At 61.7% G+C, this 23,431-nt stretch carries 22 protein-coding genes and 1 tRNA gene; 16 read left to right on the plus strand and 7 right to left on the minus strand.

The features are described from left to right. Nucleotides 1-70: 70 nt before the first annotated feature. The 5 genes from cysG (at nt 71) to RNA01_RS01135 (ending at nt 5,034) form a co-directional block, all read left to right on the plus strand. On the plus strand, nt 71-1,513 hold the full coding sequence (gene cysG, locus RNA01_RS01115) for a siroheme synthase CysG (RefSeq protein ID WP_147178060.1): 1,443 nt from the start codon (nt 71-73) through the stop codon (nt 1,511-1,513). A gap of 1 nt (nt 1,514) precedes the next feature. Next, nucleotides 1,515-1,829 (plus strand): DUF2849 domain-containing protein, encoded by a 315-nt coding sequence (locus RNA01_RS01120; protein WP_147178062.1) that lies wholly within the window; start codon nt 1,515-1,517, stop codon nt 1,827-1,829. 8 nt (nt 1,830-1,837) lie between these two features. Beyond that, nucleotides 1,838-3,508 carry a nitrite/sulfite reductase gene (locus RNA01_RS01125; RefSeq protein ID WP_147178064.1) on the plus strand — a complete coding sequence of 557 codons (1,671 nt, stop codon included), beginning with the start codon at nt 1,838-1,840 and terminating at the stop codon, nt 3,506-3,508. 11 nt (nt 3,509-3,519) lie between these two features. After that, the gene (locus RNA01_RS01130) at nt 3,520-4,032 is read left to right on the plus strand and encodes a DUF934 domain-containing protein (protein WP_147178066.1); all 513 of its coding nucleotides are present in this window, start codon (nt 3,520-3,522) and stop codon (nt 4,030-4,032) included. A 189-nt stretch (nt 4,033-4,221) separates the two neighbouring features. After that, a complete protein-coding gene (locus tag RNA01_RS01135) occupies nt 4,222-5,034 on the plus strand; it encodes a ferredoxin--NADP reductase (RefSeq protein ID WP_147178068.1) in 813 nt (270 codons plus the stop codon). 76 nt (nt 5,035-5,110) lie between these two features. Here RNA01_RS01135 and RNA01_RS01140 read toward each other — a convergent pair whose 3' ends face one another. From RNA01_RS01140 to RNA01_RS01160, 5 genes are all read right to left on the minus strand, one after another. Beyond that, nucleotides 5,111-5,734, minus strand: a complete 624-nt coding sequence (locus RNA01_RS01140; RefSeq protein WP_147178070.1) for a GntR family transcriptional regulator — start codon at nt 5,732-5,734, stop codon at nt 5,111-5,113. A 183-nt stretch (nt 5,735-5,917) separates the two neighbouring features. Further along, the gene (locus RNA01_RS01145; protein WP_147178072.1) at nt 5,918-7,123 is read right to left on the minus strand and encodes an ABC transporter permease; all 1,206 of its coding nucleotides are present in this window, start codon (nt 7,121-7,123) and stop codon (nt 5,918-5,920) included. Continuing rightward, the gene (locus RNA01_RS01150; RefSeq protein WP_147178074.1) at nt 7,113-7,829 is read right to left on the minus strand and encodes an ABC transporter ATP-binding protein; all 717 of its coding nucleotides are present in this window, start codon (nt 7,827-7,829) and stop codon (nt 7,113-7,115) included. The genes RNA01_RS01145 and RNA01_RS01150 overlap by 11 nt, the downstream gene beginning before the upstream one ends. 9 nt (nt 7,830-7,838) lie before the next feature. Next, a complete protein-coding gene (locus RNA01_RS01155; protein ID WP_371864040.1) occupies nt 7,839-9,164 on the minus strand; it encodes an efflux RND transporter periplasmic adaptor subunit in 1,326 nt (441 codons plus the stop codon). 135 nt (nt 9,165-9,299) lie between these two features. Next, nucleotides 9,300-10,049 (minus strand): ceramidase domain-containing protein, encoded by a 750-nt coding sequence (locus RNA01_RS01160; RefSeq protein WP_147178078.1) that lies wholly within the window; start codon nt 10,047-10,049, stop codon nt 9,300-9,302. A 217-nt stretch (nt 10,050-10,266) separates the two neighbouring features. Here RNA01_RS01160 and RNA01_RS01165 point away from each other — a divergent pair, with 217 nt between their 5' ends. Genes RNA01_RS01165 through RNA01_RS01175 form a run of 3 tightly spaced genes read left to right on the plus strand, consistent with a single transcriptional unit; the run spans nt 10,267 to nt 12,732 of the window. After that, entirely contained in the window at nt 10,267-10,899 is a 633-nt protein-coding gene (locus tag RNA01_RS01165; protein WP_147178080.1) for a Tgt2/MlaC family protein, read from the plus strand. A gap of 10 nt (nt 10,900-10,909) precedes the next feature. Continuing rightward, nucleotides 10,910-11,617 (plus strand): ABC transporter ATP-binding protein, encoded by a 708-nt coding sequence (locus tag RNA01_RS01170; RefSeq protein WP_147178082.1) that lies wholly within the window; start codon nt 10,910-10,912, stop codon nt 11,615-11,617. Next, nucleotides 11,614-12,732 carry an ABC transporter permease gene (locus RNA01_RS01175; protein ID WP_147178084.1) on the plus strand — a complete coding sequence of 373 codons (1,119 nt, stop codon included), beginning with the start codon at nt 11,614-11,616 and terminating at the stop codon, nt 12,730-12,732. The genes RNA01_RS01170 and RNA01_RS01175 overlap by 4 nt, the downstream gene beginning before the upstream one ends. Nucleotides 12,733-12,886: 154 nt before the next feature. Here RNA01_RS01175 and RNA01_RS01180 read toward each other — a convergent pair. After that, a tRNA-Lys gene (locus tag RNA01_RS01180) sits at nt 12,887-12,962 on the minus strand. 190 nt (nt 12,963-13,152) lie between these two features. Between RNA01_RS01180 and RNA01_RS01185 the strand changes: the two genes are divergently transcribed. Together RNA01_RS01185 and RNA01_RS01190 are read left to right on the plus strand one after the other, a co-directional pair. Next, complete coding sequence (locus RNA01_RS01185) at nt 13,153-13,902, plus strand: cytochrome c biogenesis CcdA family protein (RefSeq protein WP_147178086.1); 750 nt, start codon at nt 13,153-13,155, stop codon at nt 13,900-13,902. Between the two features lie 54 nt (nt 13,903-13,956). After that, the gene (locus RNA01_RS01190) at nt 13,957-14,919 is read left to right on the plus strand and encodes an AEC family transporter (RefSeq protein WP_147178087.1); all 963 of its coding nucleotides are present in this window, start codon (nt 13,957-13,959) and stop codon (nt 14,917-14,919) included. Here RNA01_RS01190 and RNA01_RS01195 read toward each other — a convergent pair. Next, the gene (locus RNA01_RS01195; RefSeq protein ID WP_147178089.1) at nt 14,896-16,098 is read right to left on the minus strand and encodes a UbiH/UbiF family hydroxylase; all 1,203 of its coding nucleotides are present in this window, start codon (nt 16,096-16,098) and stop codon (nt 14,896-14,898) included. The genes RNA01_RS01190 and RNA01_RS01195 overlap by 24 nt on opposite strands. Nucleotides 16,099-16,291: 193 nt before the next feature. Here RNA01_RS01195 and pcsA point away from each other — a divergent pair, with 193 nt between their 5' ends. The 6 genes from pcsA to glmU all read left to right on the plus strand — a co-directional run bounded on the left by pcsA (nt 16,292) and on the right by glmU (nt 23,330). Then, nucleotides 16,292-17,023: a phosphatidylcholine synthase gene (pcsA, locus tag RNA01_RS01200; RefSeq protein ID WP_147178091.1), complete on the plus strand. Its 732-nt coding sequence runs from the start codon at nt 16,292-16,294 to the stop codon at nt 17,021-17,023. A gap of 151 nt (nt 17,024-17,174) precedes the next feature. Beyond that, nucleotides 17,175-18,722: an ABC transporter ATP-binding protein gene (locus RNA01_RS01205; protein ID WP_147178093.1), complete on the plus strand. Its 1,548-nt coding sequence runs from the start codon at nt 17,175-17,177 to the stop codon at nt 18,720-18,722. Further along, a complete protein-coding gene (locus RNA01_RS01210) occupies nt 18,712-19,806 on the plus strand; it encodes an ABC transporter permease (RefSeq protein ID WP_147178095.1) in 1,095 nt (364 codons plus the stop codon). Before RNA01_RS01205 ends, RNA01_RS01210 begins: the two co-directional genes overlap by 11 nt. Next, nucleotides 19,803-20,720 carry an ABC transporter permease gene (locus RNA01_RS01215; protein WP_147178097.1) on the plus strand — a complete coding sequence of 306 codons (918 nt, stop codon included), beginning with the start codon at nt 19,803-19,805 and terminating at the stop codon, nt 20,718-20,720. The genes RNA01_RS01210 and RNA01_RS01215 overlap by 4 nt, the downstream gene beginning before the upstream one ends. 38 nt (nt 20,721-20,758) lie before the next feature. Further along, nucleotides 20,759-21,832, plus strand: coding sequence for a BMP family ABC transporter substrate-binding protein (locus RNA01_RS01220; RefSeq protein ID WP_147178099.1), 1,074 nt, complete (start codon nt 20,759-20,761; stop codon nt 21,830-21,832). Nucleotides 21,833-21,968: 136 nt separating this feature from the next. After that, on the plus strand, nt 21,969-23,330 hold the full coding sequence (gene glmU, locus RNA01_RS01225) for a bifunctional UDP-N-acetylglucosamine diphosphorylase/glucosamine-1-phosphate N-acetyltransferase GlmU (protein WP_147178101.1): 1,362 nt from the start codon (nt 21,969-21,971) through the stop codon (nt 23,328-23,330). The last annotated feature ends 101 nt before the right edge of the window (nt 23,331-23,431 follow it).

A 23,431-nucleotide genomic window follows, 5' to 3' on the forward strand; every position in this document is an offset into this window, starting at 1 on the left:
ATTTCTGTTTCTTCAATCCTCTGACGAATACGGGGATAGTGCCCCAGTCTTCCAGAACGCGGGATCGAGCATGGGTGCGAGCGAACAGCAGCTTTCGGTTTTTCCGGCCTTTTTCAAGGTCGCGAATGCCATTGCCGTGGTTTTCGGCAATGGGCCGGAGGCGTTTGCCAAGACCCGACTGTTGCGCAACACGCAGGCCAGGATCGTCGTTTACGCCGAAGCGCCGGACGCCGACTATGCCGCCTATCTTGCCGAGCATGACATCGAGACTGTAGCCCGCAGCTTCGCGTCCAGCCAGCTTGAGGATGCGGTGTTGGTTTTTGCTGCAACCGGGGATGCAAAGCTGGACCGGACGATCGTTTGCGCCGCCCGTGCCCGCCGTATTCCCGCCAATGCTGTCGACCAGCCGGAATTTTGCGATTTCTACACGCCGGCGCTTGTCAATCGGGCGCCGATCGCGGTCGCTATCGGCACGGAAGGGGCGGGCCCGGTTCTCGCCCAGATGATCCGCGCTGATGTCGATCGTCTGCTGCCGCGCTCGCTCGGTCATCTTGCAGTGCTCGCCAACAGCTATCGCCGCGCCGTGGACCGACTCCTGCCGCGCGGCGTGGCGCGCCGACTGTTCTGGCACGCCTTTTTCAAAGGCGATGTGGCCGATGCGATCGCCTGCGGTGATGTCACCCATGCGCGCCGGCGCGCGACGCAACTGCTGAAGGACTCCGTCATCGAGAAGACCGAGGGCCGTATCTTTCTGGTCGGTGCGGGCCCCGGCGCCGAGGATCTTCTAACGTTGCGCGCCCATCGCCTGCTGATGGAGGCTGACGTCATCGTCCATGACGCTCTGGTGCCCCAGGCGGTCGTCGACATGGGCCGGCGTGATGCGACGCGTATTCCGGTGGGAAAACGCAAGGGCTGCCACTCCAAGTCTCAAACCGAGATCAATGACCTGCTGGTCGCGCTTGGCCGCGAAGGCAAGCGCGTGGTGCGGCTGAAGTCCGGCGACCCGCTTGTCTTTGGTCGCGCTGGGGAGGAAATGGCGGCGCTGCGCGCGGCCGGTGTCGCCTATGAGGTGGTGCCGGGAATCACTTCCGCGCTGGCGGCTGCCGCCGATTTCGAACTACCGCTGACCCTGCGTGGCGTGGCCTCCTCGCTGGTCTTCACCACCGGCCATGACCTGCACGGCGAGACTCTTCCGGACTGGGCCCGGCTGGCGCTCGGCGGGGCCACGGTTGCCGTCTACATGGGCCGCAGCAACGCGGCCTCGGTCGCCGGGCGCCTGATGGCGGCAGGCCTTGCCGTAGATACCACTGTGGCCGTTGTCGAGAACGCCGGGCGCGGCGACAGCCGTCTGCTGCATGGCACGCTCGAAGAACTGCCGGCGCTTGAAACCCGAAACGAACTTGAAGGTCCGGTGATGGTCATCATCGGCGATGCCGTGGCGGGTGGCAATTTCTCCCGTTCCGAACCGCTGCGCGGCAAGGTCGCCAGCTTTGCCCCTTTCGAGAGGACATGACATGGCAGAAAAAGTATTGACCGCCAATCGCCTGGGCGACGGCATTGCCGTATGGCTGGACGCCAGTGGTCGGTGGACCGAGCGGCTACAGGATGCCTTCGTCGCGCGCCATGCCGAAGCGATCGCCGCCATCGAGGAAGCCGGCCGCAAGGCCTTCGCCAGCAATGCCGTGCTGGACGTCAACGTCATCGAGGTCGAGGAACTGGATGGCCTCTTGCGTCCACTTCGCCTGCGCGAGCGTATTCGCGCCGAAGGCCCGACCATTGCCTATGCTGACGGCCATGGCTTCGCCGATCCCGACTTCATTGCCGCCTGAGGAAGCCCATGTATCGCTATGATGAATTCGACCACGCCTTTGTGTCGGCTCGTGTCGAGCAATTCCGTGACCAGGTCGCCCGCCGCCTCTCCGGCGAGATCGCCGAGGATGCGTTCAAGCCGCTGCGCCTGATGAATGGCGTCTATCTCCAGCTGCACGCCTATATGCTACGCGTCGCCATTCCCTATGGCACCCTGAATTCCACGCAAATGCGAATGCTGGCGCATATCGCCCGTCGTTACGACCGTGGCTACGGGCATTTCACCACGCGGCAGAACATCCAGTACAACTGGCCGAAGCTGTCGGACACGCCGGACATTCTCAAGGAGCTGGCGGACGTGGAAATGCACGCCATCCAGACCTCGGGCAACTGCATCCGCAATGTGACGGCCGACCATTTCGCCGGGGCTGCCGCCGATGAGGTTGCCGATCCTCGTCCCTATGCCGAGATTCTGCGTCAGTGGTCCTCCGTCCACCCGGAATTCTCCTTCCTGCCGCGCAAGTTCAAGATCGCCGTCACCGGTGCGCCGCACGACCGTGCAGCGATACAGGTGCATGACATTGGATTGCACCTGAAGAAGAACGAGGCAGGCGAACTTGGCTTTGCCGTCTACGTCGGGGGCGGGCAGGGCCGCACGCCGCTGGTGGCAAAATTGATCCGCGACTTCCTGCCGGAAGCCGATCTGCTGACCTATGTCACGGCGATCGTTCGCGTCTATAATCTCAACGGCCGGCGCGACAACAAATACAAGGCGCGCATCAAGATCCTCGTGCACGAGACCGGGATTGAGGAGCTGACGCACCAGGTGGAGGCCGAGTTCGACGCTATTCGCGATAGTGAACTGAAGCTCCCTGAGAACGACATCCGCGCCATTGAAAGCTATTTTGCTCCGCCCGCCTTGCCCGATCGGCCTGACGGCTGGGAAGCGCTGGCGCGCGCCAGGAAGGCCGACGGGGCCTTTGCGGTCTGGGCGACGCAGAACGTCCAACCTCACCATCACCCGGACTATGGCATGGTGACCATCTCGCTGAAACCGATCGGCGGCACACCGGGCGATGCCAGCGACGCGCAGATGGACGTCGTGGCCGATCTCGCCGAAAGGTTTGCCTTCGACCAGATCCGCGTCAGCCATGAGCAGAACCTGATCCTGCCGCATGTCGCACTCGGCGATCTCTATGCCGTTTATCAGGCACTAGAGGTCTCCGGCCTGGCGACCGCCAATGCTGGCCTGATCACCGATATCATCGCCTGTCCCGGTCTCGACTATTGCGCGCTGGCCAATGCCCGCTCGATCCCTGTGGCGCAGGAGATCTCCACCCGCTTCGGCTCGCCGCAACGGCAGGCCGAGATCGGCGAGCTGAAGATCAAGATCTCCGGCTGCATAAACGCCTGCGGCCATCACCACGTCGGCCATATTGGCCTGCTTGGTGTCGAAAAGAAGGGCGCTGAGCTCTACCAGATCACGCTCGGCGGCTCGGCGGACGAAAATACCTCGGTTGGCGAGATCATCGGCCGAGGGTTCGAACCGGAGCGAGTGACCGACGCCATCGAGACAATCGTCGACACCTATCTCGGCCTGCGCCTCGATCCGAAGGAGACCTTCATCGACGCCTATCGCCGGGTCGGACCGAAGCCCTTCAAGGAAGCCCTTTATGGCCAGGCGGCGGAAGCCGCCTGAGGATGGACAAGATGATCAAGATCTGGAACCAGACCGGTTTCGTCGAGAACGACCCCTGGGTCATTGAGACGGAAGATGTGACGGCGGGTGAGGGCGAACACGCCGTCATCGGCCTTCACGCTTTCCTTGAGGCGGCAGAGTGTAGCAACGAGAGTGGTTTCGGCGTGCTGATCGCGCCAGCCGATGACGTGACGAAGCTTGCGCCCTATCTCGATCGCGTGACGCTGGTGGCAATCAGCTTTCCCGTCTTCAGCGACGGCCGCGGCTTCAGCCATGCGACGTTGCTGCGCCAGCGTCTCGGCTATGCCGGCGAACTGCGGGCTGTTGGGGATGTGTTGATCGACCAGGTGCCGTTGATGCTGAGGACCGGCGTCACGAGCTTTGCCGTCTCCAACCCGACCGCCCTGAAGCGTCTGGCGGAAAACCGCCTGCCGGGGATCGCCGAGCATTACCAGCCGAGCGCTATGCCTTCGATTGAGACCGCCGGCTTCAGTTGGCGCCGGACGGGCATTCGGGGCGTCTAACACATAATAAGTTCTGCATGTATCTTTGCTGATTTGACAGAGGTCAAGGAAAACGGAGCCTGGCTGGGGCATCCGATAGAAGCGACGAAATGCGGGACGCGGCTATTTGCCGACTTTGTCCGGCGGTTGAGTTGCGTTATAGGGCTTCGAGCGAGAAGTCAGTCTGGCGATTATAGGAACACAAGACGCATGAATGCTCCCGTGACCACCGAAAATGCGGAACTGATCGTGCCTGAGGGCGTCTATGCCGAAACCGTGCTCAGCGTGACCCATTACACCGATCACCTGTTCCGTTTTCGCATGACACGGCCTGCGGGCTTTCGGTTTCGTTCGGGCGAGTTCGCGATGATCGGTCTGATGGTCGAAGGCAAGCCGATCTATCGCGCCTATTCGATCGCCAGTCCTTCCTGGGACGAGGAACTCGAGTTCTTCTCAATCAAGGTTCCAGACGGTCCGCTGACCCAGCACCTGCAGAAGATCCAGCCGGGCGACCGTGTGCTGATGCGCAAGAAGCCGACCGGCACGCTGGTGCTCGATGCACTGACCCCCGGCAAGCGGCTCTATATGTTTTCGACCGGCACAGGCATTGCGCCCTTCGCCAGCCTGATCCGTGATCCCGAGACCTATGAGAAGTTCGAGGAGGTCATCCTCACTCACACCTGCCGCGAAGTGGCGGAGTTGAAGTACGGTTACGATCTGGTCGATGAGATAAAGAACCACGAGTTCCTGGCTGACATCGTTGGAGATAAGCTGAAGCATTACGCGACCGTGACCCGTGAGGACTATCCGTTCAAGGGCCGGATCACCGATCTGATGGAGAGCGGCAAGCTCTACGCCGATCTCGGCGTGCCGCCGCTTGATCCGGCTGTCGATCGCGGCATGATCTGCGGCTCGTCTGCTATGCTCAAAGACACCAAGGCCCTGCTTGAAAAGGCGGGCCTCACCGAGGGGGCCAACAATAAGCCGGCCGAATTCGTCATCGAGCGCGCGTTCGTCGGCTAACTATCGGTCCTGTCCGATATGCTTACGCCCGGTCATCGACCGGGCGTTTTGCGTTGCGACGAGAGCGGTTGGCCGATCAGGGCTCGCTGAGGTGGCCGATCAAGGCTTCCATCGCCTTTTGAGCGGCGTCGCTCTGCCCCTGCTGGATTGCCCGGATTACGGCGACATGCAGGGCGACCGAACGATCCATCCTGTCCACCGTCGCTGTGGCATACCACATACGGCGTGAGTGCGATTGCAGGGGAGCGACAGCCGATACCAGGAACCGGTTTGCGCACGCCTCTTCGAGGACCTCGTCAAACGCCTTGTCGGCGGTTAGAAAACCATCGAAAGAACCACCTGTCGCAGCAGCCGTCATCGCCTTGGCGCACTCGAGTAAGGCTGCGCGTTGTCCGTCGTCAGCGTTCTGCGCCGCCGCATTGGCCAGCAAGGGCTCGAGTTTCAGGCGAACGGCCATGATCGCCTGGTGGTCTGACGGCTGGATTTCTGCGATCTGCAAACCGACACGCGGCCTTACCAAGATTAGCCGTTGCCATTCGAGTTTCTGGATGGCCTCGCGTACCGGAGTACGTCCGTAGCCCGACAATTCGATAAGCTGACGCTCGTTGACCAATGCGCCCGGCGCAAGCTTCAGCGTGACGATCTGCTGCTCGAGCGCCAGATAGGCAAGGTGACTCTGCGAGTCAACGTTTTTGGTCATTCGCACCCTCCGCTGATATATTTACCTGTCGCATGTCGCAAAGGGGATGGCAATATATAGTGATATATCAGCGTGGCGGATAGCTGTCGCATGTAGCGTCTACGACGTTGGCACCGCAGCTCTGTCAGCGCGCTGCACGCCTAATCCGTGGAAGTGGGCAGCCAAGGGCGACCGGCGGACGTCCTATTCGTGCCGCAGGGCCTCGATCGGATTGAGTTGGGCGGCGCGACGGGCGGGGAAATAGCCGAAGACCATGCCGATTGCCGCCGAGAAGGCGAAGGCGAGCACGATGACGGATGGACTGCTGACGAAAGGCACGTTCATATAGGAAACGGCGCCGTAGGCGAGGCCGAGGCCGAGCAGAATGCCGATGATCCCGCCGACCAACGATAGAGTGACCGCCTCGACGAGAAACTGCATCAGTACCTGTTTTTCCAGGGCGCCGATCGCCAGACGGATACCGATCTCACGCGTACGCTCGGTCACAGAAACCAGCATGATATTCATGATGCCGATGCCCCCGACCAAGAGACTGACGGCAGCGACCGCCCCTAAGAGGCCGGTCATCAGGGTTGTGGTGCCGGTCAGCGTTGACGCCATCTGGGTCATATCGTTGACGGTGAAATCGTCATCTCTTCCGGCGATGATCTTGCGCCGCTCTCGTAGCAATAGCTCGACATTGGCTTGGATCTTCGTGGTCGAGACGCCGTCCTCGGCCGAGAGGACCATGCTCGACACTTCAGTTGAGCCGCCGATTCGCCGCTGGAAAACCTTGAGCGGCATGACGACGATGTCGTCCTGATCGGTGCCCATGCCGCTCTGCCCCTTTTTCTGCAGCGTGCCTATGACCTTACAGGATACGCCGCCGACGCGGAGATTCTGTTCAAGCGCCGGCGTGGAGCCGAACAGTTCCTTGCGCACCGTTTCGCCGATGACGCAGACGGCCTGGCCGCCGCGCTCTTCGGACGCAAGGAAGGTGCGGCCGTTGGCAATCATCCAGTCTTGCGCGATGAAATAGCCGCTTGTCGTGCCGGTCACTGTCGTTTGATGGTTCTCTCCACCGTAGATGGCGACTTGGCTTGACTGGTTAACGCCAGCCACGGCGCGCAGTCCGGCAATCTGCTCGCTAATCGCCTTGACGTCGCGCTCGGTGAACTTCTTGGCTGTGGTGCTGGCACGGCCGGGGCCGAACTGGCCGGGGCGGACGAACAGCAGATTGGTGCCGAGCTTGGAGATTTCCGCTGTCACCTGTGCCGTTGTGCCATTGCCGATCGTCACCATGGCGATGACGGCGGCGACGCCGATAACGACGCCGAGGACGGTGAGAAAGGAGCGCAGGAAGTTGCGGCTGATGGCCCGCAGTGCAAGTTTGACCGTTTCAAAGAACATGAGCCTCGGCCTTTCCGTTCAGGCTGTCGGACTGCAGGTGGCCATCGACAAAACGCAGGTTGCGATTGGCGTAGGCCGCGATGTCGTCCTCGTGGGTGACCATGATCACGGTAATTCCGTGCTCCTGGTTCAGGCCGGTGATCAGTTCCATGATCTCCTTGCTGGTCTTGGTGTCCAGATTTCCGGTTGGCTCGTCGGCGAGCAGTACTTTCGGGTTGGTGACGATGGCGCGGGCGATCGCCACGCGCTGCTGCTGACCGCCCGACAGTTCCTGAGATGTATGGTGTTCACGGCCTTCGAGGCCAACCTGGGCGAGAGCTCTATTCGCGAGGCGGCGGCGCTCGCCGCCCTCCATGCCACGATAAACCAGCGGCAGTTCGACATTTTCGACCGCCGAGGTTCGGGCCAGCAGGTTGAATCCCTGGAAAACGAAACCGAGCATGTGTCGTCGCAGCATCGTGTGCTGGCTGCGATCGAGCTGCGATGTCCGGATGCCCTGGAACAGATAATCGCCGGAACTCGGCACGTCGAGGCAGCCGAGGATGTTCATCGCCGTCGACTTACCCGAGCCGGATGGCCCCATGATGGCGACGAATTCATTCTTTTCGATCACGAGGTCAATGCGATCCAGCGCACGGATCGTCGCCTCGCCGCGACCGTAGATCTTGGAGACCTGTTTGAATTCTATGAGCGGAGGGCTGGCCATATCGCCTCCTCAGCCGTTCTTTTCTGTGGCGTCGGTAATCAGCAGATCGCCGACGGCGATGTCGCCCTTGGTCACAACGGTGCTCTGTCCGTCGCTGGCGCCGATCTCGATGTTGACGGCTGTCGGCACGTCATTCTTCATCAGCCAGACAGTGCGCTCATTACCTTCCGGCTCCGGTGCACTGACCGAACCCATGCGGGGCGGGCGAAACAGGCTGAACATGCCGCTGCCGCCCGAACTCTTCGCCGTCAGGCTTTCCGGCGGCGTATAGCGCAGGGCGGCATTGGGAATGAGCAACGCGCCGGTGATGGACTGCACGACAATGTCGGCGGTCGCCGTCATGCCGGGACGAAGCAGCATCTGGTTGTTCTCGACCTTGAGTATGCCCATGTAGGTCACGACGTCGTTGACGGTCTCTGACGCATAACGCACCGAGGTGATCTCGGCCGGGAAACGCTTGTCGGCGAAGGCGTCCACCGTGAAAGTTGCCGCTTGCCCGACCTCAACCTGGCCGACATCAGCCTCGTCGATATCGACTTGCAACTCCATCTGTTTGAGATCGCCGGCGATGGTGAAGAGCGTCGGGGCCTCAAGCGAGGCCGCGACCGTCGCGCCCGGATCGACGTCGCGCGATAGCACAATGCCGTCAATCGGGGAAATGATCGTCGCCTTGGAAAGACTGAGCCGGGCTTGCTCGAGATCTGCTTCGGCGGAGAGCACATTGGCTTGCGCGCTCTCCTTGGTGGCCACGGCTGCCTCATAGGTATAGCCGGCAGCTTCCATCTCCTGCTGGCTGGAAACGCGGCTGCTCACCAAGGACTTCAGGCGGTCGTAGCTGACCTTCGCCGAGTTCATGTCCGCATCCGCCTTGGCGACGCTCGCCTTGGCGGACATAAGGCTTGCTTCAGCACTCTTGACGTTGGCTTCGAGTTTGGCGGTGTCGAGTCGGGCAACCACTTCGCCGAGCTTGACCGGACTGTTGTAGTCAACCAGCACGTCTCGAACTGTACCGGATTGCTCGCTCGACACATCCACTTTCACGGTCGGCTCGACCGAACCGGTCGCCGTGACAAGCACGGTCAGATCGCCCTGTTTGGCGGCTGTGGTCGTGTAGCTGTATGTTGTGGCCCGCATGCTATAGGACCAGTATGCATAACCGCCGCCGAGCAGCAGTCCAGCGGCCAGCGCCCGCCACAACCAGCGCGACCGGCCGGCGCTTTTGTGCGTGTCGCCGAGCAAGGCCTTGAGTTCAGCAGTCTCGTCTTTACCGGCTGTTGGCGGATTGATCGGGGAGTTGCTCGTCATCGTGCGTCCATTCTCGGTCATCGGGTTCAGTCTTTATGGCGAAAAAACACAACACTCATATTGACTTGTATCAAGTTCAGACGAATTGCTTTACCGCGAGAAACCCACGCCGCCTCCAGGTTTCGTCAGCCTATGTGTTTCACATAGGTACGCGCATGAGCGAAGTTAAATCTTGGTAATGCGACGCATAAGGCGGGGGAAGCGCTGTCGAGCACCGGACGGCCCAAGGGTGGTGCTGTTCCTGCGGGTCTGCGGAAAGCGCATAAGGGCGACCAAGAGCACGCCGAAAGCCAGACAGTTCGTGACGTGCCAGAGGAAATGCGTGCCTGTCGGCATCAGGTCGCATAATGGCAGGTCGAGGCTGCGGAACAGGAATGACAGGGCGAACAGGCCAACCGCGATGCCCATCAGACGGAGCGAGGGGTGCCGCTCCTTCCACACCAGACGCCCGGTGGCGAAGACGACGAACAGCGCCGGCAGATATTGGGTCGAGCCGCTGACGGTATCGCCGAGCATATGCGTCTCCCGCATCGACAGGGCGATCCCCGCCCCGAAGACAAGAAATCCGGTTGCGATGGAGACGGGCACGCTGATCGTGGGGCGTAGCGAATCCTTGATCACTGCGGCGCCATACAATGCCACGAAGCTCCAGATCGGCAGGACATCGGTGAGTTCGGCCCAGCGTGTGGCGAAGGTATGCCAGAGGAAGGAGCCGGTGCCGATCGCTACAGCAAGCGCCATGAAGGCCATGATTCCGGGGGTTACATTGCGCGTTCGCACGATATGAACCATACCGATAATGCTGACGACGACAACAAGCAGACTGGAGGTTGCATTCAATGGCTCCCCCCAAAATCCCGGTGCTGCGCGCTCGCAATAAGTACCCGTGATCGGTGTATTCCAGTCGATTGTCATTCCCGATCCCGTCGAACTCCGGCGCGAGCGATATGCGCAGAATCACGCACCAACCTACGGCCAAATGCTGATAGGCCAAGCAGTCTTTTCCTTTGCGCATTAGGAACGTCGTACTTATGATGTCAAGGGCGTGGGTTGATAGTCATGCGGACGAACTGCCGAATGAAAACGGGAGAGTTGCCCGCACTCAACTTGCAGAATACTTTTCGGGGTACGCATGTGCATTTGGTTGAAATCCTATCATCTTTCTCGCTGCGCCTTCCGTAACGGTCGGTTACTTGTCCGCGCCATTGCCGTTTGCATTTTGCTTCTTGCGACCTCCACTTCGCCGTCTATCGCCGCCAATATTGACGGCGCCATTGCATCGGTCGAGAGGATACATGCCCTGATCATCGCCTCCTCAACCGGCCCGGCCAGCAAGCTTGCGCCGGTGCTGGAGCGCCATCTCGATCTCGCCACGATCTCCGAGAAAGTCGCCGGCAAGGCCTGGGGTGCCGCCAACGAGACCGAGCGTCGCGATTTCCGACGGGTCCTGCGCGACATCATGACGGTCGAACTCGACAGGCGTATTCGCTCCGACGATCGCCTTCGTATCAACGATGCCAAGCCGCTCGGGTCGCGTGACGTGGTGGTTCTGACATCACAGATCCGGCGCGACGGCAGCGCGCGTCGGCTCGACTGGAAGATGCGCCCCTGCGGAAGTTCCTTTTGCCTGTTCGACCTCGTCGGTAACGGTGCGTCGCTGACGATTGCCCGTCGCGATGACTATGCCGCTCGGTTGAGGGCGCTCGGCGGGTCGCTTGCGGCTCTGACCGCGAGCCTGCGCGCCGATCTTGATGAGCGAAAGTGAGAACTTTTCCATGTCGCGACTGGTTGAACTTCGCAATTGCCGCCGGGTCTACGACAACGGCAGAATCATCGCGCTTGACGATGTTTCGTTTTCCGTCGCACGCGGTGACTTCATCGGCATCACAGGCCCGAGCGGTAGTGGGAAGTCGACCCTGCTCGACGTTCTGTGTGGGCTGGAGGAACCGAGCGTCGGGGAGGTTCTGTTCGACGGCGAGGTCGTGCGCGGGCGAGCCGACTGGGCCCGCCTCCGCGCCGAACGGATCGGTTTCGTCTTCCAGTCCTTCTACCTGATCCCGTCGCTCACAGTGGCGGAGAATATCGAGATCGCCATGCTGTGGCAGGGGGTGTCGGCACGTGACCGCCGCGACCGGGTGGCGCAATTGCTGGAGCGGCTGGGTCTTTCTGCGCGCGGCCGACAGCATCCGCTGCAATTGTCAGGCGGGGAACGGCAACGGGTGGCGATCGCACGGGCGCTGGCCAACCGCCCGACACTGATCGTCGCCGACGAGCCGACTGGCAGCCTCGACAGCCGGTCAAGTGCCGACATCATCAATCTCCTGGAAGAGCTTCAGCACGGCGGTGAGATCACCGTCGTCATCGTTACCCATGACAAGGAAATCGCCGCGCGTTGCGACCGGCGGGTCGAACTTGTCGATGGGCGGATCGTTTCCGATTTGCGCGGCCCCATTCCCGCAGTGCCGACGGAGGTTTGCGCATGAACCTGCTGACCTTGCCGGCTAGAAACCTGCTTTCGCAAAAACTGCGCTCGACCTTGACCGTGCTCGGCATCGCCGTGGCTGTGGGCAGCTTCGTCGCCCTGACCGGGCTGACGCGGGGCCTGCAGGACAGTTATGCACAGGGCGTCGGCGACGTCGGCGGTGATTATGTCGTCAGCCAGCGCGGCACCTACAGCCTGGTCAGCAGTTCGATTTCCGAAGATGTTGTGGGTAAGCTCAATGCGGTCGCTGGTGTCGAGGAGGCGGCCGGTATCGTGCTGTCGATCGCCGAGGTCGAGGACGAGGCCAACATCTTCGTCACCGGTTGGCCGGACCGCAGCTTCCTGTGGCAATCGCTTGTGCTGGAAGAAGGGGTGCTGCCGCAAGGCGACCGGGAGGTGGTGCTTGGCCGGACCGTCGCCGAGGCGCTCGGCAAGACGGTCGGTGACGAGGTCCTGATCCAGTACGAACCCTTCCGCATCAGCGGGATTTCCGTGCCTGATTCGGTATTTAACCAAAATCTCGCCGTCGCCCGGCTGTCCAGCCTGCAGGCGTTGCTTGGCCGCCCGGCAAGCGTGTCCTTGGTTCAGATCCGTCTGGCCCGCCCGGTCAGTCCGGAAGGGGCGGTGGCGGTCAAGGCCGCCCTTGCCGGGGTATCACCGATGATCGAGGTCAGCGATAGCGCGGAATTCGCCGAGAACATGGACTTCGTCAAGACGGTCGACGCGATCACATCGACGGTTTCGCTGGTGATGATTCTGGCCTCATCGATCCTGGTCGCCAATACGTTGCTGATGTCGGTTTCCGAAAGGGTGCAGGAATTCGGCATTCTCTCTGCCATCGGCTGGACTCCGGGGCGTATCCGCCTGCTGGTGGTGGTGGAGGGTGTGTTGATGTGTCTGATCGGCAGCGTGATAGGCGTCGGGCTTGGGGTCGGAGCGATGCATCTGGTGTCCTGGCTACGCATTTCGGCCGGCCTGCTCGAACCCTACCTCAGCCTCGGCATCGTCGGAGAGGCTATGTTCTGGGTCGTGCTGGTGGGGCCGCTGGCAGCGCTCTATCCGGCCTGGCGGGTCACGCGTGCGCCGCCATCCGCAGCACTGCGCGGCATCCGCTGACATTGGCCGCGAATGCACCGCCGAATTTGGCCCGGGCCCTGGGTACGACCTGATTTTCGAGGATGGCACCTTGACGTGTAGTGGCGCCCGGCATCGAAGCGGATGCGGTGAGCGGATTTTTGCCGGTGAGATCACAGTTGTGAGCGGTGTGTAATGGTGAGAGCGAAGGGGTTCGAACCCTTGACCTACTGATTAAAAGTCAGTTGCTCTACCGGCTGAGCTACGCTCTCCCATGGGCGGAAACGATGTCGCCGCGGAAGTGAGGGTTACATAGGCAGGTGCCTCTTGCCGGTCAACCAAAATTTTCGCCGTCGTGACCAAGTCGTCGCCCAATTGTTCGCAACGAACGGAAAGGTGATTGGCAAGGCGGGCGCTCGGACGCTAGGAAGGCGGCGACCGGACGTAAATGGAGTTTCCGACGTGTCGATTGCTGAAATTTCCCTGTTAAGCGCGCTTTTCGCCGGGGCGTTATCCTTTCTTTCGCCCTGTGTCTTGCCGCTCGTTCCGCCCTATCTTTGTTATATGGCCGGGATTTCCGTTGACCAGTTCCGGGGCGGTGGCGTGGTCAGCCAGGATCGTCAGGCGCGCCGGGCGGTCATGCTCTCGGCGCTTGCCTTCACCCTCGGGTTCGCCACCGTCTTCGTCGCGCTCGGCGCCGGCGCGTCGACCATCGGCACCATGCTGCGCCAGCATCTTGACCTTCTGGCCAAGATTGGCGGCGTGATCATCATCATCATGGGGCTGAATTTTCTCGGCGTCTTTCGAATCGGGCTTCTGTCGCGCGAGATGCGAATCTCCAGTGGCGGCAAGCCGGCGACCCTGTCGGGCGCCTATGTCATGGGGCTCGCCTTCGCCTTCGGCTGGACACCGTGCATCGGTCCGGTTCTCGGCGCCATTCTCGGGGTTGCCGCCGCCCGCGACACGGTGGGCGAGGGGGCCATGCTGCTCGCCGTCTACTCACTCGGCCTGGCCGTGCCCTTCTGGATCGCGGCCGGTTTTTCCGGTGCCTTCATGCGGTTCCTCACCCGCTTTCGCAAGCATCTCGGTCTGGTCGAGAAAGTGATGGGCGGCCTTCTGGTCCTGACCGGCCTTGCCTTCATCTTCGGTTTCGTCGCGGATATGGCGATTTGGTTCCAGCAGACCTTTCCAATCCTGTCACAAATCGGCTAAGGCCGGTGGGAAAGGGTCGTATGCGAACGGCCCTCGGGCGCGGGGAGTGGCGGCTTGGGAGACATTATCGCACTGGTGCTGCCCTTTTTCGGGCTGATCCTGATCGGCTATGTTTCGGGTCGCATCACCCGGCAGCCGGCCGGAGCGCTCGGCTGGCTCAATTTCTTCGTCATCTACATCGCGCTTCCGTCGCTGTTCTTCAAACTCGTGTCGCGCACGCCGATCAAGGAGCTGACCCGTATCGATTTCATCGCTGCGGCACTGGCCGCGACCTATACCATCTTCCTTCTTGTCTTCCTGATCGGCCGGCTGATCCGTGGCAACTCCATCGCCGACTGTACGATACAGGCGCTGGCCGGCGCCTATGGCAACATCGGCTACATGGGGCCGGGTCTTGCGCTTCTGGCCTTCGGCGAGGCCGCCGCCGTGCCGGTGGCGCTGATCTTCTGCTTCGAGAATGCCGCCCATTTCATCGCCGCACCGGCGCTGATGGCCTTTGCCGGCGGTGATGAGCGGCCACGTGGCCGCGTGGCGCTCGATGTCTTGAAGAAGATTGCCTACCACCCCTTCATCATCGCCACCGCGATCGGCTTCCTTGCCGCAGGCCTGCAGTTCGAACCGCCGCTGGCGCTGCAACGGCTGATCGACTATCTCGCCCAAGCGGCTGCGCCCTGCGCGCTTTTTGCCATGGGCGTCACGTTGGCATTGCGTCCGCTCAAGCGGATCCCGGCCGAAATCGGTTATATCGTCCCGATCAAGCTGCTGCTGCATCCGCTGCTGGTCTATGTGGTGCTCGGGCTGGTCGGCAATTTCGACCCACTGTGGATCTATACTGCGGTGCTGCTCGCCTCGCTGCCGACGGCGACCAATGTCTTTGTCATCGGTCAGCAATACGGCGTTTGGCAGGAGCGGGCATCGGCCACCATCCTGATCACCACCATGCTGTCGGTTCTGACCGTGTCGGGGTTGCTTTACGCCATCACCAACGGCCTACTACCGCCGGATCTTTTCCCGTAGCAACGACGGGAAGGATGACAATGTCCGCCCGGGTGCCACGCCTTCCTGCATGACCATGTTGCGAAGCGGCGCCACACTGGACAGAATCTGAAGGCCGGCGGCGCGCAGCATCTGCACCGGAAGTTGGCTCGACAGCAGCGAGCGATTGAGCAAATCGACACTCGCGGTACGGCTGATCACGTCGACACGGCGTTTGCGGTCGAACCGATCGCCGGCGCCGGCATCGATCGGTTGGCCAGAGCGGTCGCACAGGATTTCCTCGAGCGCAGCAATGTCGCGCAGGCTCAGATTGAGTCCCTGCGCTCCGATCGGAGGAAAGGCGTGGCCGGCCTCGCCGATGAAGGCGGCGCGCCCCTTGCCGTAACGGTTCGCGCTCATGCCGGAAAGCGGCCAGGCCTGGGCCCCGTCCTCGACGCTGACCTCGCCCAGCATGGACTGCATCCGGCTCTCGACCGCTGCGGACAGTTCTTCGCGCGTCAGGGAAAGCAGCTGTTCCGCCTGCTTCGGATCGACCACCCAGACAAGGCTTGAACGCTCTCCCGGCAGCGGCACCTGGGTGAAGGGGCCGCTTTCGCCGTGGAATTCGGTCGAGACGTTGCGGTGCGGCACGGTGTGGGCGAAATTCAGCACCACGGCTGTCTGCGGATACGACCATGTTCTGACGCCGACGCCGGCGCTTTCTCGCACCGGCGATTTGCGACCGTCCGCGCCAACGACAAATCCTGCCTCGATAATGTCGCCGCCGGAAAGTCTGATGGCGACCTTGTCGGGACCGATGGTGATTTCGTCGGCCGTTTCGTCAAAAACGCTGATGTTCGGTTCGGCCGCGACCGCCTTGCCCAGCACGTCAAGCAGCGCGCTATTGGGCATGTTGTAGCCGAAGGCGTCGAGGTCGATCTCGGCGCTGCGGAAAGCGACGACCGGCGCGCGTAGCAACCGCTTCGTTCCGTCGATGATCTGCATGGTCGAAAGGGCCGCCGCCGCCGGACGGACCGCCTCCCAGAGGCCAAGCCGCTCCATCATGCGGATTGACTGGTCCATCAGCGCAGTCGTGCGTCCGTCCCTGACACCGGACGCCGGCGCGACAAAGGCTACGCGGCGGCCACCTCGGGCAAGAGCGATGGCAGCGATGGAGCCGGCAAGGCCGCCGCCGACAACGGCGATTTCGAAGTCTCTCATGTCAGGACCCTTTTCTCTTTCCTCCTATCTAGAGCGTGCCTTGGCGGAAATCCATAAGCCGAATTGGCGCAGCCTCCCCAGAGACGCGCCGGAGGAGGGCGTTAATTTTGTTCATGTTTGACCAACGCAGTTGCAAAACCGGCTGTTTCGTTCGATACGAAATCTGAGGGTGAAGAACGGGGCAAAACCGGAAATGAAGATTTTCAATTATCGGCGCGTGCCTTACGCGGAAATCCGCGCGTTCTCCGTTCACATCCTCACCGCCTCCGGTTCTTTTCTCGCCTTCCTCGGTGTCGTGGCGGCGGCCGAGCGGCGTTTCGTTGACATGTTCTGGTGGCTGGGGCTGGCTCTTCTGGTCGACGGCATCGATGGCCCGATCGCCCGCAAGGTGCGCGTCAAGGAAGTGCTGCCCAATTGGTCTGGCGACACGCTCGACAACATCATCGACTATGTCACTTACGTGCTCCTGCCGGCTTTTGCGCTCTATCAGAGTGGCATGATCGGCGAGCCTTGGTCCTTTGTCGCTGCCGGCATGATCGTGGTGTCGAGCGCGATCTATTATGCCGACATGGGCATGAAGACTGACGAATATTTCTTCTCCGGCTTTCCGGTGGTGTGGAACATGATCGTGTTCACGCTTTTCGTCATTGATGCCGACGCGACGACCGCGTTGATCGTCGTCACCGTTTCCGTCGTCCTCACCTTCCTGCCCATTCACTTCCTCCATCCGGTTCGTGTGAAGCGGCTGCGCCGACTCAATCTCGTTGTCTTCCTGCTGTGGTGTGTCTTCGGTGGTTATGCGCTTCTCGCACACTTTCAGGTCCCGGACTGGGTCCGCATCGGCGTTATCGTCACCGGGATCTATCTCTATGGCGTCGGCGCTGTAATGCAGATCTTTCCAGCGCTCGGCAGGTCCAGGTCCTGAACGGGGGGCCGGAATGTGCAAGTGCAAAAAAAGTTGTGAGAAGCCGGTTGCCGGATGGCGCAAAGCGCGTATCAATATCCCTTTGTCGCTTTGATCGGCACGCTTGGGGGCTGCGGTGCGAGCGCAAGAGGGAACAGTGCCGAAGGGTGACATGAAGAACACCGAACCACTTCTGGCCGTCGAGGGGCTGACCAAGCTGTTCGGCAGCTTCGCCGCCTGCGACGGCATTGAACTCGAGATCGGCCATGGAGAGATCCATGCCCTGCTCGGCGAAAACGGCGCCGGCAAGTCCACGCTCGTCAAGATGCTGTTTGGCATCCTCTCGCCCAGCTCGGGCCGGGTGCTCTGGGAGGGGCAACGCCAAGACATCGTTTCGCCGGCTGCGGCGCGGCGCCTCGGTATCGGCATGGTCTTCCAGCATTTCTCACTGTTTGAGGCGTTGACCGTCGCGGAAAACATCGCCCTGGCCCTCGACGAGAAAATCTCGATCGACGAGATTTCGCAAAAGGCGGCAGAGCTGTCCATGGCCTATGGCTTGCCGCTCGATCCTGCGGCCCATGTCGCCGATCTGTCGGTTGGCGAACGCCAGCGCATCGAGATCGTTCGGGCCCTGCTGCAAAACCCCAAGCTCATCATTCTCGACGAACCGACCTCGGTGCTGACGCCGCAGGAGGCCGACCGCCTGTTCGAGACCCTGTTCAAGCTGAAGGCCGAAGGGCGCTCGGTTCTTTATATCAGCCATCGCCTCGACGAGGTGCAGCGCATCTGCGATCGTGCGACCGTTCTTCGCCACGGCAAGGTGACCGGCGCCTGCGATCCACGCGGCGAGACACCCGCCTCGCTGGCCCGCATGATGGTCGGCGGCGAGGTCGCGACGGTCATGCGGGACGACGACATGGCAGCCGGTGACGTGCAGCTCGAAGTCAACAAGTTGACGCTACCTCCGCGCACCCCCTTTGCTATGGAACTCAAGGGTCTGTCGCTTTCCGTTCGTGCCGGTGAAATACTCGCGATTGCCGGTGTGGCCGGCAACGGGCAGGGCGAGTTGTTCGATGCGCTTTCCGGTGAGTATACCACAGAGGACAATGATGCCGTTCGTATCCGCGCCCATTCGGTTGGCCGGACCGGCATTACCGGCCGGCGGCTGCTTGGCGCCGGCTTCGTTCCGGAGGAGCGCAACGGTCATGGTGCGGTCGCCACACTACCGCTCTCCGACAATCTGTTGCTGGCTCGCAACCAATCCGATGCCAAGGCCTTCCTAACCGGCGGTTGGCTGAAACTGATCCGCTACGATGTTGTGCGCGCTGCGACGCAGCGCATCTGCGAGGCGATGGATGTGCGCAAGAGCGGCGTGGATCCGGCCGCCGGCTCGCTCTCGGGCGGCAATCTGCAGAAATTCATCGTCGGGCGCGAGCTCGACCGGCAGCCGGCGGTCCTGGTGGTCAACCAGCCGACCTGGGGGGTCGATGCGGGGGCGGCCAGCCGTATCCGCCAGGCGCTCATCAACCTGGCGCGCGCCGGCTCGGCGGTCGTGGTGATCAGCCAGGATCTCGACGAGATCTTCGAGGTGGCGACCAGCATCGCGGCCATTTCCGAAGGTCGTTTGTCGCGGAGTTATCCGGCCGCGACGATGACGCGTGAAAAGATCGGCCTCCTGATGGGTGGCATGCACGGTGTGGAGACGGCGAATGCGCATTGAACTCGAACGCCGCCCGAGCATGTCCGGCTTTTTCGCAATCGTCTCTCCGCTCGTCGCCCTTTTGCTCACCGTGGTGTTCGGTGGCATCATGTTCGCTCTGCTCGGCAAGGACCCGATCCACGCGCTCTACAGTTTCTTCATCGAGCCGCTGCTCGAGGTCTGGTCTCTGCACGAACTGGCGATCAAGGCTGCACCGCTGATTCTGATCGGTGTGGGGCTTTCCGTCGCCTATCGCTCGAACAACTGGAACATCGGTGCCGAGGGCCAGTTTACCATGGGCGCGATCGTGGGCTCGTTCCTGCCTGTCGTGTTCTACGAGTGGCATTCGCCCTTCCTTCTGCCGCTGATGCTGATCATGGGCATGTTCGGCGGCGCGCTTTATGCGGCGATCCCGGCGCTGCTCAAGACGCGTTTCAACACCAATGAGATCCTGACCAGTCTTATGCTGGTCTATATCGCCCAGCTCTTTCTCGATTGGCTGGTGCGCGGCGCCTGGCGCGATCCGGCCGGCTACAACTTCCCGCAGAGCCGTTCTTTCGTCACGGAAGGCGTGCTGCCGGAAATGCTCGCCTCGGGCCGCGCCCATTACGGCTTCGCCTTCGCCATCCTTGCCGCTGTCGGTGTCTGGTTCATGATGCGTTACATGCTTAAAGGTTTCGAGGTGGTCGTGCTCGGCCAGTCGGAACGGGCAGGGCGCTTTGCCGGTTTTTCGTCCCGCGGCATGGTGTGGTTCTCGATGCTATTCTCGGGCGCGCTGGCGGGGTTGGCGGGGATTTCCGAAGTCTCCGGTTCGATCGGTCATCTGCAGCCGTCCATTTCGCCGGGCTACGGATTCACCGCGATCATCGTCGCCTTTCTCGGGCGCCTCAATCCGCTCGGCATTATCGCTTCCGGCTTGGTGCTGGCGCTCACCTATCTTGGCGGCGAGGGTGCGCAACTCTCCATCGGGGTGTCAGACAAGGTGACGCGCGTTTTCCAGGGGCTCTTGCTGTTTTTCGTGTTGTCCTGCGATACGCTGATTCACTACCGCGTCAAGCTGGTGCTCGGCAAAGGTAGGGCTCTGCTCGGAGGAGCCGCACGATGATCATCGAAGCGATTCTTCTGACCGTTATCACCGCTTCGACACCGCTCGTCATCGCTGCCATGGGCGAACTGGTCACCGAGCGGGCCGGTGTGCTCAACCTCGGTGTCGAAGGCATGATGATCATCGGCGCGGTCTGCGCCTTCGCCGGGGCACAGTTGAGCGGATCAGCGCTGATCGGTGTCGGTACCGGCATTCTGGGGGGCGCCGTTTTTTCGCTGCTCTTCGCCTTCCTGACGCTGACCCTCGTCGCCAATCAGGTGGCGACCGGTCTGGCGCTGACCATTCTCGGCCTTGGCGTGTCTGGCATGCTGGGCGAGAGCTTCGTCGGCGTGCCGGGCGTCAAGCTCCAACCGATCGCGCTGCCGCTTCTGTCCGAAATCCCGGCCATCGGACCGCTGCTCTTCAGACAAGACATCGTTTTCTACCTCTCGATTCTGCTTGTCGTCGGAGTCAACTGGTTCCTGTTCCGCACCCGGTCGGGCTTGAAGCTGCGGGCGATCGGCGACAGCCATGGCTCCGCCCATACGCTTGGCATACCGGTTATCCGGACCCGCTATCTGGCGGTATTGTTCGGCGGCGCCTGCGCAGGGCTTGCCGGGGCGCAGCTTTCGCTCGTCTACACGCCGCAATGGGTTGAGAACATGTCGGCCGGCCGCGGCTGGATAGCGCTGGCGCTGGTTGTTTTCGCTTCGTGGCGGCCCTGGCGGTTGCTGGCGGGCGGCTACCTGTTTGGCGCCGTTACCATCGGGCAGTTGCACGCCCAGGCTTTTGGAATTGGTTTGCCCTCGCAACTTCTTTCGGCACTTCCTTATGCCGCAACCATTGTGGTGCTGGTGATTATCTCGCAAAATCGGCGCACCACCTTGATCAATACTCCGGCCTCGCTCGGCAAACCGTTCGTTCCGGATCGTTAAGTCAAAAGCCTTTTATCAACAACCAGAAGGGGTTGCCCATGAAAAAAACACTCATCGCATTGACTGCGAGCGCCGCGGTCCTCGTCGGCTTCGCTGCTTCGGCCCAGGCTGAGGACAAGACGAAGGTTTGCTTCGTCTATGTCGGCACCACGACAGACGGCGGCTGGACCCAGGCCCATGACATCGGGCGCCAGCAGTTGCAGGCCCATTTTGGCGACAAGATCGAGACGCCTTTCCTCGAAAGCGTTCCGGAAGGACCCGACGCCGAGCGCGCCATCGAACGCCTCGCCCGTTCCGACTGCAAGCTGATCTTCAGCACCTCGTTCGGCTTTATGGACGCCACGATCAAGGTCGCAGCGAAGTTCCCGGACGTGAAGTTCGAGCACGCCACCGGCTTCAAGTCTTCCGACAATGTCGCGACCTACAATTCGCGCTTCTACGAAGGCCGCTACATCCAGGGCGTGATCGCCGCCAAGATGTCTCAGAAGGGCGTCGCCGGCTACATCGCCTCCTTCCCGATCCCGGAAGTCGTCATGGGTATCAACGCCTTCATGCACGGCGCGCAGTCGGTCAATCCGGACTTCAAGGTCAAGGTCGTATGGGCCAATACCTGGTTCGACCCCGGCAAGGAAGCCGATGCCGCCAAGGCCCTGATCGACCAGGGCGTCGATATCCTGACCCAGCACACCGACACCACTGCGCCGATGCAGGTCGCCGCGGAACGCGGTATCAAGGCCTTCGGTCAGGCGTCCGACATGATCAAGGCCGGCCCGGAAACCCAGCTGACGGCGATCGTCGATACCTGGGGCGCCTACTATATCAAGCGCACCCAGGCGCTTCTCGACGGCACCTGGAAGTCGGAACAGATCTGGGACGGCCTGAAGGACGGCATCCTGACGATGGCGCCCTACACCAACATGCCGGACGACGTGAAGGCTCTCGCCGAAGAAACGGAAGCCAAGATCAAGTCGGGTGAGCTGCATCCCTTCACGGGCCCGGTCAAGAAACAGGACGGTTCGGATTGGCTGAAGGACGGCGAAAAGGCTGACGACGGTACGCTGCTGGGCATGAATTTCTACATCGCTGGCGTCGACGACAAGCTGCCGCAATAATTCGCTCTGCAATTATTTTTGAAAAGGGCGTCGCTCTGCGGCGCCCTTTTTGTTGCTGGTTCCGCATCCATCTTGCTGCTATGAGACGGACAAACAACAATTTTCTCAATTTTCGGGCCACGCATTGGGAGTAACCATGAGCCGCAACTGTCTCGCCGTCATCCTCGCCGCAGGCGAGAGCACCCGCATGAAGTCCTCCATGTCGAAGGTGCTGCACCCGGTTGCCGGCCTGCCGATGATCGCGCATGTGATGAAGTCCATCGTGGCTTCGGGAATTAGCGATGTGGCGCTGGTGGTCGGGCGCGATGCGGAAAGGGTGGCGAGCGCGGCGGCCATCGACGGCGTCGCCGTCACTTCCTTTGTGCAGACCGAACGGCTGGGCACCGGTCATGCGGTGCTTGCCGCACGGGAGGCAATCACGCGCGGCTATGACGAGATCCTCGTGGCCTATGGCGATGTTCCTTTGATCACCGCCGAGCCTCTGCGGGCCGCCCGCGCAGCTCTTGCCGAGGGCAATGACGTCGCGGTCATCGGCTTCCATACGCAAAAGCCGACGGGTTACGGTCGCTTGTTGGTCAAGGACGGAGAACTCATGGCCATCCGCGAGGAGAAGGACGCGACCGATGCCGAGCGGGCAGTCACCTGGTGCAACAGCGGCCTCCTGGCGATCAATGGCAGTAAGGCGCTGGATTTTCTCTCCCGCATCGGCAATGCCAATGCCAAGGGTGAATACTATCTGACCGACGTCGTCGAGATCGCCCGTTCGCTCGGCGGCCGCACGGTGGCGGTGGATGCGCCCGAAGAACAGCTGGCCGGCTGCAACAATCGCGCGGAACTGGCCGTCATCGAACGGTTGTGGCAGGAACGCCGACGTCACGAGTTGATGGTGTCCGGCGTCTCGATGATCGCGCCGGAGACTGTTTTCCTCAGCCATGATACGGAAATTGGCCAGGACGCGCTGATCGAGCCGAATGTCGTCTTTGGTCCCGGGGTAACGGTCGAGGGCGGCGCGGTCATCCATGCTTTTTCGCATCTTGAGGGCGCGCATGTGGCGGCCGGCGCGACCGTCGGGCCCTTTGCCCGTTTGCGCCCGGGCGCCAACCTCGCCGAGGGTGCCAAGGTTGGCAACTTCTGCGAGGTCAAGAAGGCCGAGATCGGCAAGGGCGCCAAGGTCAACCACCTGACCTACATCGGCGATGCCTTCATCGGCGCGAACGCCAATATCGGCGCAGGCACCATCACCTGCAACTACGATGGTGTGAACAAGCACGTGACGAGGATCGGCGAGGGGGCCTTCATCGGCTCCAACAGCGCGCTCGTTGCCCCCGTCTCTGTCGGTGACGGCGCCTTTGTCGCCTCCGGTAGCGTGATCACGGAGGATGTGCCTGCCGACGCGCTGGCGCTCGGCCGCGCCCGCCAGGAAGTCAAGCCGGAACGGGCCAAGGCCATCCGCGCCCGCAATCAGGCGATCAAGGCTGCGCGCAGCGCGAAGCCGTGATTGCTGCAAGTGCGTTACCTGGCGAAACCGAATGTGACCGCCGGGTGCATTGCGAAAATGTGGAAATCGATTAGGACTGGCGCGGGATGAAGCCAGACGGA

Source organism: Paenirhizobium naphthalenivorans, assembly GCF_007992095.1.
Taxonomy (GTDB): domain Bacteria; phylum Pseudomonadota; class Alphaproteobacteria; order Rhizobiales; family Rhizobiaceae; genus Allorhizobium; species Allorhizobium naphthalenivorans.